Origin of the sequence: Psychrobacter sp. K31L, assembly GCF_017942195.1 — a bacterium.
In the GTDB taxonomy this organism is placed as follows: Bacteria; Pseudomonadota; Gammaproteobacteria; order Pseudomonadales; family Moraxellaceae; genus Psychrobacter; species Psychrobacter glaciei.
Window position 1 is genome coordinate 26,494 of sequence record NZ_JAGKSC010000008.1, and the last position, 11,633, is coordinate 38,126.

Here is an 11,633-nt window from a genome sequence, read left to right on the forward strand (position 1 = left end):
ACTGCGACATGGATATGTAAACGTGTCCCATAACTGCTCATGTTATGCTGGTATTTGACACTTTGTTTAGACAACCATTAAACTCTCAAGGACAAGGGAATGAGCCAACTTGTCGATAAGCCTTTGATGATGGCAAATAATATGACTGATACAATAACAAAACCTGATATGACTAATCCTAATAATACTGAAAAAAGCAACGTCGAGCCGAACGGCAACACCGCTGGGCAATCGTGGTTTAATCGCTCGGTACCAGGTATCAAGCAGCAATTGACGGCGCCTTTGACGGCAGTAGAGACCGAACCGTCAACCAAGTGCAGTAATTGCCATTCGATGATTACCAACACGGCGCTTATTTTTAACTGTTATGTATGCCCGCATTGCGACCATCATTTACCGATGAGTGCTCGTGAGCGCTTAAACTGGTTGCTTGATCAAGTAGACGGTGAGACAGGGCAGGAATTCACTGCCAAAGATCCGCTAAGATTCGTCGATAGTAAGCCATATCCAAAGCGTATGAGTGAAGCACAAGAAAAAACGGGCGAATCTGAAGCGCTGATTGTCATGTATGGTAAGCTGCGCAATCTTGACGTCGTCGCTTGTGCTTTTGATTTTCGCTTTATGGGCGGCTCGATGGGGTCAGTCGTCGGCGATCGATTTGTCCAAGCGGCTGAAAAAGCCCTTGAAGATAAAGTACCTCTAGTTTGCTTTGCAGCCTCAGGCGGTGCGCGTATGCAAGAGGGGCTATTGTCCTTGATGCAGATGGCTCGTACCGCAGCGGCAATTGAACGCTTAAGAATTGCTGGCGTGCCGTATATCGTGGTGCTGACCAACCCCGTTTATGGCGGTGTGACTGCATCGCTCGCTATGCTCGGTGATATCCATCTGGCAGAACCAAAAGCCATGATTGGCTTTGCGGGCAAGCGCGTGATTGAGCAAACCGTCCGTGAGACATTAGAAGAGCCATTCCAGCGTGCTGAGTTCTTGTTAGAGCATGGCGTGGTCGATGAAGTGGTACACCGTCATCAGCTAATCGATACCATTTATCGCTTGCTGGCGAAGTTATGCCGCGTTCCTAATGTTAATGCTTAGCACCAAATAAACAGCAGATTAAGTTTATAAGTTTTATAACTGCTTAGCAGCGTGTTAATATCTCTAAAATATGCAAAACTCCTTAATAGCATTTATCGTCATATAACGGTAAATGCTATTTTTGGTTTTAGTTAGCAGATACACGGTTTTTATTTTCATAAAATTATATATAGGTTTGCGCCATGTCTGATTCTCAAGCTTCTAATCCCGCTAGCCCCAATGATAAAGCCAGTTTAACGGAATGGCTCGATTATATGCAGCAGATACACGTCTCAGCGATAGATATGGGCTTGTCGCGCGTGTTGCCAGTCGCTGAAGCACTGGGTGTGGTACAGTCAGCGAAAGATGAAGCTTATGTATTTACCGTGGCAGGCACCAACGGTAAAGGCTCAACGACGGCAGTGATTGCACAGATGTGCCAAGCAGCAGGTTATAAAACTGCTCTGTATCAATCGCCGCATCTCAGCGCCTTTAATGAGCGGGTACGCATCAATGGCGAAATGGTCAGCGATGAGACATTAATCAACGCTTTTAACAAAGTAGAAGCGGCACGGTTACAGTGTGCTTTGACCTTATCGTTTTTTGAGATGACGACATTGGCTGCTTTATTGATATTTGCCGAAGCCGATTGTGATGTATGGGTATTAGAAGTGGGACTCGGTGGGCGCTTAGATGTGGTCAATATTATTGATCCTGATATGGCAGTCATTACCAATATTGGTATCGATCATGTTGATTGGCTCGGTGACAATGTCGAAGATATTGGTCGCGAGAAAGCAGGAATCTTACGCAATGGTATTCCCCTAATTTATGGCGCTACCGACATGCCAACCAGCGTGCAACAGGCTATCGATAAAAATCAGGCGATTTGTTATCAAGTTGGCAAAGACTTCCATTATCGCGAGATCGACGCAATTACTTGGCAATATAGCAATGCCGCTGTTACTCTACAGTTGCCACGACCAGCACTGTCATTGACCAATACTGCCAATGCCTTATCAGCAGTGTTAGCCAGTTCATTAGCTGTCGATACTGCTGCTATTGAGCAGGCGCTACAGACCGTTAAATTGGCAGGTCGCTTTGATTATAGAGAGTTAGAGAATCGTCACTGGCTATTTGATGTGGCACATAACGAGCAAGGGGTTGAGTTTTTATTAGCGCAATTATTACCGCTCTGGCAGCAGCATGTGGCGAAGCAAAATAATGATGAAAAAACTGATAGCGCACCTGCAACTATTAAAATGCTATTTTCCATGCTGGCGGATAAAGATATCGACAAGGTCGTGCAGCGTTTGACCAAATCAGGCTTGCCGATTAGCGATTGGTTCATCGCTGAAATTGACTATCCACGCGCGGCAAGTACTCAGCAGTTGCAAAGTATCTTAAGCAACTATGTGGATAGTGAGCAGATACATGAGTTGAAACGTTTATCAGAAGCGACGCAGGCCGTTATAAATGGCAGTCAACCACAAGATCTTATTGTCGTTTGTGGCTCCTTCCATACTATTGGTGAGGCATTGGCGGCACTTGAAAAATGAGAAATTAAGTGAAAATATGACGGGTTTAATGTTAATCTTAACAGCAGCGTGATAGCAGACAGCATAAAAAATATACTTTATAATCAAAGAGCTTTTGCAAACAAAGATATTTTTTATAAGGTATTTTATAAAGTGCTTTATAAAAAGTACTTTCATAAAGAATAGCTTTCATAAAAAAGTGCTGTTATAAATATGACATAATCTTTGAGAGATGATGGCAGTAACTGGTGGCAGTGGCTATTTATCAAGACGACTGGTAGGATATTAGCTGATAGGGTTTTAACAATAACCGCGCTGACCAATCAACCTTATTACCAACTAAGAGACGTAAACGGATGAACTTTTCGAGACAAGCCTTATTGGGCACTGGGATGATTATCGGCGGTAGCGTAATGCTATATGCCATGGTGCAACAAATTGGTGACGGTAATACATCCGAGCCAGCGACGGTAATGGTCGATAAGCCAAGTGCCGAGCAAGAGGCACCGCAGCCACTGACCACTGACATCGACACTGAAAAGCGTATCCTGGCGCAAAAGCAAAAAGAACGTGCTGCGCGGGTAGCTGAGCAAGAAAAACGGGCGCAGCAGTTTTTGACGGAGCAAGAGACTGCGGAGGCGCAAGCCTTGGCAAAATCGCGTGCGGAAAATCAGCAGTATATAGCCAATAGTGCACCCGCTGCCGACGATGACGACAGTTCAGAAGCTGCAAAAGATGTGGTTCAACCCTCAAGCGCACAGCCTAGTACTAATGATCAAGCAACTGCCGCGGCGATCAACACGAGCGATAGCGATAAGCAAAAGGCCGCTCAAGCCCAGCAACAAGAAGCCAAAAAACAGGCCGTACTAAAAGAACAAGCTGCCGCCAAAAAAGAAGCAGAAGCCAAACGCCAAGCGGAAGCTAAAAAGCAAGCTGATGCTCAGACCATGGCTGAGAAAAAGAAACAAGCGGTGGAACAAGCAGCAGAAGCCGCCAAAAATGAGCCACCAAAATCGCCTTCTGACTATCAAGTAAAAAGAGGTGATGGGCTGATAAAACTGGCGCGGCAATACAATATGCCCGTAGAAGTATTGGCACAAGCGAATAATCTTTCGTCATCGACATCGCTACAACTGGGTCAGAGTATTACCATTCCATCGCGTAAGCAGGTGGATCGTTTGGCACGTGAAGCAGCAGCAGCTGAACAGGCTCGTGAAGAAAAACGCAAAAAAGAAGATGCGCTCGCAAAAAAATCGACTGATGCCAAACGCGACGCTCAGCAAAAACTCAGTGAAGCCCGTAAAGAAGTCAAAGAAACCGATGCCAAAGGCAGCTTTGGGGTACAAGTTGCCTTGGCGAATGACCAAGCTAAAGCCGATGAGCTGGCCAAAAAATTCAAATCAGCAGGCTATCAAGTGAAGACCAGCGCTACCAGTCGCGGCGTCCGAGTCGTCGTCGGTCCTGAGCGTGGTAAAGTCGCGGCCTTGGCACTAAAAGACAAAATCAATAGCGATCCCAAAGTAAATACGACGAGCGCTTGGGTACTTTACTGGCGTTAAGATAGAGGCTCGTCTACTATCATTAAATGATTACATCTGAATAGATGAGACATTTTTCAAGATATTGATTAGGTCTTTATTCACTTCCTATCAAAACACGACATATGCTGTCGTGTTTTTTTGCTTTATAGATTGCCGATTGGCGCATCCTTAGTTAAGATAAGCGCCATTTTTATTATCTCTTTTTGTATAACCTGTCAGCCTATAAAGGTTGCCCTGCTGTGATCGGCCTGTCATGGATTCAGTGCGAATGATGACACTCAGCCAATCACTTTCATATTGTATAAGGTAAAACCATGTCATTTGGCGTTATATTTTTAATATTGGCTGTTGGGTTTTTAGGGCTGATTACCGTACCAAAGCTATTGAAAAAACCCCCAGTCGTTGAGCCTGATCCAAAGCCTGTACGTGGCGATGAGCTGGCTATTTGGCCATTTGCACCGATGCCCATCATGACCGATACCGAGGTAATATTTTTTAATAAGTTAAAAAATGCATTACCGGAATATCACATATTTGTCCAAGTTCAGCTGTCACGCATCATCGAAGCCAATAGTGATGAGACCTCTGAGCGTAGCTTTTGGTTCAATCGTATCTGCCGTCAAAGCGTGGATTATGTGATCGTGGATGTCGATGCTCAGACTACATTAGTCGCTATAGAGCTTGATGATTGGACGCATAGTAGCAAAGCACGTCAAAAAGCAGACGATAAAAAAGACAAAGCTTTAGCCAGTGCAGGCATTGCTATGGTTCGCTTTCACGCTGAGCGCATGCCCAGTGCTGATATGCTCAGATATGAGCTGATGCAAGTGATTGAGAGTTATTGAGCGTTAGTAGATAAAACCTTTAGGAATAATGCTTAATCAGTCGCTTTTCTCATCATGCTGTTTCGGGTAAATGACGATGGGTCTATCACCTTCAAAGTATAATCCTGTTTTTAAGATACCGTTTTCAGAATGGATAAGTACCGACGGACGTCCATCATAAAAGTCGCGTTTGCTAAACCATTCAATATAATGAGCAGCGCGCAAAGCTCTGATATCAAGCATCGCGAGAGTGCTCGTGTCGTACTTATCGCACCATTCGTGCATGGGAAAGCTTGGTGCTAGCCAAGACGGATAGACGAAATTAATGATGTTCTTTGGCAAAAAGAACCGTCCTTTTATAACACCATAACGCTTATCAATTTTGACTTGCCCATGATTTTCGGTATCTACCCATACGGTGCGAAACTGCTTGGTTTGCATATGGGTCATTTTGCGCTGCAAATTGTCATTGGAGTTAATCCCCACCCAATTCTCCGGCTCAAACGGTGCTGATCCCATAAAAAACTTAATCGCCAGCTCCCAGTGCTCGACCAGATTTTCCGCATGGTTATACAAAATCAAATCAAGCTCACCTGTCGTCTGCTTGCCGCTAAATAACTGGGCGTTACTGGCTAGCGTCTCGTACGGATGTAGTTTGCGCGCAAATCCATCCTCTAACCAAAATGACAGTAACCCTTCAAAGTGAAATCCTAAACGATTGGGACTGGGGCGCTTGAGTAAGTAACGGGTGAGTGCTTGATAAGCATTGGTAGTGTCCAGCTCTGATAAACGCTCCTGATACTTCTCAAACTGTCGCAGCCAAAAGTTGGCGCTATGTACGGCGATGGCATGGGTATTCTGATGTGGCGCAAAGTCTAGCCACTGCGTTAGAACATTAGGGCATGCCAACACATAAGCCAAATCACGCACATAAGGTCGTCGGTACGCTTCCCAAGGGGCGTCAACTAGCGTAGCAGAGGGCTTAGCAATCGGCTCGGACATAGGATAAACCATAGTAACGTTGTAGCATTTACCCTAACGGCTCGCTCTATAAAAGTCTATAGGACACGAGTATCAGCTAGGGTAGTGCTTGATTGTCCTATTACTAAATCATGATACTAATGATATAAAAATTAAGCTGAATATCTGGTGCATTTGATAATAAAGGCACTAGGATAATAATCAAAAACCTTAATATAGCAAATGACCATTTGGGTGGTTTTTTAAATAGCTTTTGGACTGATGATTTTGTGCTGGTTGAGCCTTTATTTTTTTCTAAGTGCGACATGTGTCTAGCTCCATATTTACCGTAACTTGATTGATACGGCTTATGGTTGCTAGTTTATGGTGTGGGGGTTTGCGTAGGTTCTATAGTAGATAGCAAGTTATCTATAGTAGATTAATTTAGTGGCTTTATATCGTTAATACGTGACAGCCATTTGCCTACGGCTTGATATTCGAGCGTTAAACCATCGTTTTGTAATATAGTAGTAATGCTAGCATTCAAAGATGGGTTGTTTTGGCTATATGGTTCGGCATTATCCAGATTAGTAAGTTTAGCCATTGCATACATTACCCTATCTAAAGCTCTATATGCTTGATGCGGTACTTTTTCTAAATCATCGGCTGGATTGGCTGCGAGTGCAGCTTGTTCACTTTTGCTTTCAAGGTCTGATATTTCTTTTCTCTGTTGGACATAAATTTCCTTAGCCTTTTCCAAACGTGCTTCTAAAGCCTGATTTTTAGCTAGTAGAGATGAGTAATCATCATGAGTAATCGGTTTTAATTTATGAATATCAATATCGGAGAATAAAGTTTTAGGCATGTCGTCAGCATGATATTCGGCAATAAATTCTTTTAAGTCAGTTACTTTTATAGTTCGTCGTTCAGGATTAATATGACCTATACCACTACTCCCAGAGTCAGCTTCTTTTTTATCCTTGATATCATATTTATAGTAACCTTTACCGCCATCTCTGCCCATTTTTAACTTACCATCCTCAAAGGCCTGATGAAGTATTTCACATCTAGGTTCAACACATTGAACATATGGGTGCTTAACAATACTTCGGGATAATGCGTTTCCATCTCCTTTTGGAGTACATTGAGTCAATTCAGTAGCTAATTCACTTCTAGGAATACCACACCATAAAATTGCCGCTTCAGGCACAGTCAAATAATCAAAATTATTTTTAATATTGTCGCAATTATTAAACTGTGAGTAATACTCTTTACCCTTAAGACTATATTGCATAATTCAAATCCTTACATCTTTCCAAAATAAGCATAAATCGCTATTATTCGAAGCGTTAACCTTACAGAGCTGCTAATACTTTAATAAAAATTTGAGTTTACCTCATCTCTTACCTAAGATGTAGACACAAACCTTATAAATCTAACCCAAAAAAAAGCCAACCATTGAAAACAATGATTGGCTTTTCTCTTTACTACTATGTTTGGTCGGAACGGCAGGATTTGAACCTGCGACCACTACACCCCCAGTGTAGTGCGCTACCAGACTGCGCTACGCCCCGAATGACTGACTATTTTACGCAAAATTAGGCATATTGCAAGGGCTATTTATTTTGGCCAAAATCTATAACCTTAATTTGCGTATCACAGTCAGCATAACCAATCAGCAATTAACCTTAACCCAGTAGCTCTTTTAGGATTTGGTTGACTTGCTGCGGGTTGGCACTACCGCGACTGGCTTTCATGACTTGTCCGACCAGACCGTTAAAGGCTTTTTCTTTACCGCCACGATACTCGTCAACCATCGCTTCGTTCTTAGCAATGACGTCTTCAACGATGGCCTTGATAGCGCCCGTATCGGTTTCTTGCTTGAGACCTTTTTCTTCGATGATTTTGTCAGCGGCATCATCAGTATCGCCGCCCGCGCGTTCATACAGGGCGCTAAAGACTTTCTTAGCCAATTTGCCAGATAGCGTATCGTCTTTGATACGCGCTAGCATGCCAGCCAATTGCTTGGCGCTGATAGGGGAGTCGATGATATCTTTATCGTCTTTATTCAGTGCGCCCAGTAGATCGCCCATGACCCAGTTACCAGCCATTTTGGCATCTGATTGTCCTACTTCAGCGACCACGTCTTCGAAGTAATCGGCAATTTGACGGCTACCAGTTAGGATGCGAGCGTCATACTCTGACAGACCAAGCGCTTCTTCAAAACGGGCGCGACGTGCCACTGGTAGCTCAGGCATCGCCGCTTTGATCGCATCAACCGTATGCTGCTCGATACGAACAGGCAGCAGGTCAGGATCAGGGAAGTAGCGATAGTCGTTGGCATCTTCTTTGGTACGCATCGTACGAGTTTCGTCGCGCTCTGGATCATATAGCATCGTTGCTTGCACAACTTTGCCACCGTCTTCAACGATATCGATTTGACGCTCGATTTCACGATTGATGGCGCGCTCGATAAAGCGGAACGAGTTTAAGTTCTTTAGCTCAGTACGCGTGCCCAATTCTGCACCTGGCTTACGCACAGAGACGTTACAATCGCAGCGGAACGAGCCTTCTGCCATGACCGCATCTGAGATACCTAGCCACGTGACCAGCTGATGAATGGCTTTGATATAAGCCAGTGCTTCGTGAGCAGAGCGCATATCAGGCTCAGAGACGATTTCGATTAATGGTGTACCAGCACGGTTGAGATCGACACCTGTCATACCATCGACAGCATCATGGACAGATTTACCAGCGTCTTCTTCTAAATGCGCGCGGGTGATACCCATACGTTTCGGATATTCGTTCTTTTCACCTTCATTAACCACGACATCGATATACCCTTCGCCAACGATAGGGTTGGCCATCTGAGTAATTTGATAGCCTTTAGGCAGATCAGGATAAAAGTAGTTTTTACGGTCAAAGGTGTTGAACAAACCCAACTCAGCATTGACGCCAATGCCGAATTTTAGCGCACGATCGACCACGCCCGCATTTAGCACTGGCAAGACACCAGGCAGACCTAAATCTACAATACTGGCTTGTGTGTTTGGCTCGTGACCGAAGTCAGTGGGCGCGCTAGAGAAGATCTTACTTTCAGTATTGAGCTGACAGTGAATCTCGATACCGATGACTACTTCATAGCCATCGACGAACAGCTCTTTACGAACAGCGTGCTCGCGAACGGCATTGTTATCAGTAGTTGCTGTGTTCATTATACCGTCTCCTTTGCGATGGCAGAGTGCTGTAGATGATGATCCGTATGCTGCTGGAATAGATGCGCAGTCGTGAGCAGTTGACTCTCTTGCCAATGCTTACCGATTAACTGTAAGCCAATTGGTAGGCCTTCTGAGTTTAAACCAACTGGTTGGCTGAGCGCAGGCAGACCGGCTAAGTTAACACCGATGGTATAAACATCGCCCAAATACATGGTGGCAGGATCGAGGTCTTCAGCAAGCTTGTAAGCAGCCGTTGGTGCCGTTGGGCTGGCGATGACATCACAGTTGGCAAAGGCGTCTTCGAAGTCTTTAACGATTAAGCGGCGTATTTTTTGTGCTTTAGTATAGTAAGCATCGAAATAACCAGCAGATAGCGCGTAAGTGCCCGTCAAGATACGGCGCTGTACTTCAGGACCAAAACCTTCAGAACGTGAGCGCGTATATAGATCGATGAGATCTTTTGGGTTCTCACAGCGATAGCCAAAGCGCACACCATCGAAGCGCGACAGGTTAGATGACGCTTCGGCAGGAGCCAGCATGTAATAAGTCGCCAACGTGATCTCAGGATCGGTGATATTGACTTCTACGATGGTTGCGCCCAGCTCTTCGTATTTTGTCAAAGCAGCACGTACGGCTGTTTCTACCTCAGCATCAAGCCCTTTACTAAAGTATTCTTTAGCGACACCGATACGTAGACCAGCAAAGGGTTTATCACCAGCGGCTGCTTCTGCATCGTTAATGTCTTGTACGTAGTCTGGCATGTCATACTTGATAGACGTTGCATCACGCGCATCGTGCCCGATCATTGGTTGCAATAGATAAGCGCAATCTTTGGCACTACGACCCATACTACCAGCTTGATCCAGACTTGAGGCATAGGCAATCATACCGAAGCGAGAGACGCGACCATAAGTGGGCTTGATACCCGTTAAGCCACAGAATGAAGCAGGCTGACGAATAGAGCCGCCGGTATCACTACCGGTTGCGACTGGCACAAAACCTGCGGCAACCGCGGCAGCACTACCACCTGATGAACCACCAGGGACGCGCTCTAGATTCCAAGGGTTTTGCACAGTACCATAGTATGAGCTGCTATTGTCTGAGCCCATCGCAAACTCATCCATGTTGAGCTTGCCCAAGCTAATCATGCCTGCTTTGTCGATGTTTGAGACGATAGTGGCATTATAAGGTGACACAAAGTTATGTAGCATCTTTGAACCACAAGTCGTCAGTACGCCTTGGGTACAAAAAATATCTTTGTGCGCCATCGGTACACCAAGTAATGGGCGCTGATCGCCTTGCGCCCGCATCTCGTCCGCTGCTTGCGCTTGTGCGCGTGCTGTCTCAGACGTATGAGTGATAAAGCTGTTAATCTTGCTGTCTAGCGCATCGATACGTTTGATATAGTGTTCTGTCAGCTCAAGGCTACTAAATTGTTTGTCTTGTAAGCCCGTAATAAGCTGCTGGGTACTTAATAAATGAAGTTCAGACATAAGGTGTCGTCCGTCAAAATGTTAATAGCATAAAATAAAATGAGATAAAGGCAGAAATAGAGCCGACCAATTATTCAATCACTTGAGGCACTAGGTACAAGCCTTCTTCAACTGCTGGCGCGACCGATTGGTTACGTTCACGATTGATATCGTGTTTGGCGACGTCGGCACGCAAGTCTTGGCAAGCCTCATGGATATTTGATAGTGGTTTAACATCAGTCGTGTCCACATTACCAAGCGTATGCATCAGTTTTAATACTTTGCTGATTTCGTTGGCATAGCTGTTGGCGGTCGTTTCATCGACACCCAAGCGCGCAAGGCTGGCAACTTCTAGGATTTCTTCACGGCTGACGTTGCTGTCAGACGTTGCTGGTTGCTGTGACATAGTTTCTCCAGTGAAGGACAGTTTTTGTTAGAGTAAGTAGGTTTAAAAATAGCGCTTAAAATAAGCACTTAAAAAGCCGCTGTTAAAACCAGTTATTAAAATTAAATCGCTGTTAAAAGCAACCACTATAATTGGCTACTAAAATAAAAGTGAGATAGCATAGGCTTATTATAAAGCATCTGACCCAAGTTTACAGAGCCTGACGCTTGATTGCTGCACAATCTCAACCAAGCCACCATGATTCACAAAGATTTGCAAAATTGACCGCATGATTCTCAATTGCTTACCCATTACGTTCTGAAATACGTTACAGTATGCACCTGTGATGCTAGGCAAAACTATCATTTGCCTGTAGAGCCTTGTTAGTTATTGAATTAAATGATGTTTCATTAGATTGAATGGTATTCACTGCCATTTCAAACTTTGTAACAACTTTTAGCGTTTAAGACCAAAATCCTGCCTTACTGATGCAAATACCTGTGTTTTTTTTGAGCTAAATCGGTATAATTTAGCTCAGATTTGTCATTTCATCATTATTGCTTAGGTTTGACTTGTTGCGATGCACCAATTTCGCCACAGTTGATGTCTAACGACGACCTGCTC

The 11,633-nt window shown here is 44.4% G+C and carries 9 protein-coding genes and 1 tRNA gene; 4 read left to right on the forward strand and 6 right to left on the reverse strand.

Features of this window, described 5'->3' with window-relative positions; all coding sequences use genetic code 11:
• Positions 1-129: 129 nt before the first annotated feature.
• The 4 genes from accD (at position 130) to J5X94_RS11745 (ending at position 4,995) form a co-directional block, all read left to right on the forward strand.
• Positions 130-1,092, forward strand: coding sequence for an acetyl-CoA carboxylase, carboxyltransferase subunit beta (accD, locus tag J5X94_RS11730; RefSeq protein ID WP_210541416.1), 963 nt, complete (start codon positions 130-132; stop codon positions 1,090-1,092).
• A gap of 182 nt (positions 1,093-1,274) precedes the next feature.
• Positions 1,275-2,630 (forward strand): bifunctional tetrahydrofolate synthase/dihydrofolate synthase, encoded by a 1,356-nt coding sequence (folC, locus tag J5X94_RS11735; protein ID WP_210541381.1) that lies wholly within the window; start codon positions 1,275-1,277, stop codon positions 2,628-2,630.
• Between the two features lie 335 nt (positions 2,631-2,965).
• Positions 2,966-4,168 (forward strand): SPOR and LysM peptidoglycan-binding domain-containing protein, encoded by a 1,203-nt coding sequence (locus J5X94_RS11740; RefSeq protein ID WP_210541382.1) that lies wholly within the window; start codon positions 2,966-2,968, stop codon positions 4,166-4,168.
• 296 nt (positions 4,169-4,464) lie between these two features.
• Positions 4,465-4,995 (forward strand): DUF2726 domain-containing protein, encoded by a 531-nt coding sequence (locus J5X94_RS11745; RefSeq protein WP_194621033.1) that lies wholly within the window; start codon positions 4,465-4,467, stop codon positions 4,993-4,995.
• Between the two features lie 36 nt (positions 4,996-5,031).
• Here J5X94_RS11745 and J5X94_RS11750 read toward each other — a convergent pair whose 3' ends face one another.
• The 6 genes from J5X94_RS11750 to gatC all read right to left on the reverse strand — a co-directional run bounded on the left by J5X94_RS11750 (position 5,032) and on the right by gatC (position 11,030).
• Entirely contained in the window at positions 5,032-5,976 is a 945-nt protein-coding gene (locus J5X94_RS11750; RefSeq protein ID WP_210541383.1) for a DUF1853 family protein, read from the reverse strand.
• A 397-nt stretch (positions 5,977-6,373) separates the two neighbouring features.
• Positions 6,374-7,228, reverse strand: coding sequence for a hypothetical protein (locus J5X94_RS11755; protein WP_210541384.1), 855 nt, complete (start codon positions 7,226-7,228; stop codon positions 6,374-6,376).
• Positions 7,229-7,431: 203 nt separating this feature from the next.
• Positions 7,432-7,508 (reverse strand) — tRNA-Pro (locus J5X94_RS11760).
• A 114-nt stretch (positions 7,509-7,622) separates the two neighbouring features.
• Positions 7,623-9,149, reverse strand: a complete 1,527-nt coding sequence (gatB, locus tag J5X94_RS11765; RefSeq protein WP_210541385.1) for an Asp-tRNA(Asn)/Glu-tRNA(Gln) amidotransferase subunit GatB — start codon at positions 9,147-9,149, stop codon at positions 7,623-7,625.
• Positions 9,149-10,645: an Asp-tRNA(Asn)/Glu-tRNA(Gln) amidotransferase subunit GatA gene (gene gatA, locus J5X94_RS11770; protein WP_210541386.1), complete on the reverse strand. Its 1,497-nt coding sequence runs from the start codon at positions 10,643-10,645 to the stop codon at positions 9,149-9,151. The genes gatB and gatA overlap by 1 nt, the downstream gene beginning before the upstream one ends.
• 70 nt (positions 10,646-10,715) lie before the next feature.
• Positions 10,716-11,030, reverse strand: a complete 315-nt coding sequence (gene gatC, locus J5X94_RS11775) for an Asp-tRNA(Asn)/Glu-tRNA(Gln) amidotransferase subunit GatC (RefSeq protein WP_210541387.1) — start codon at positions 11,028-11,030, stop codon at positions 10,716-10,718.
• Positions 11,031-11,633 lie beyond the last annotated feature (603 nt).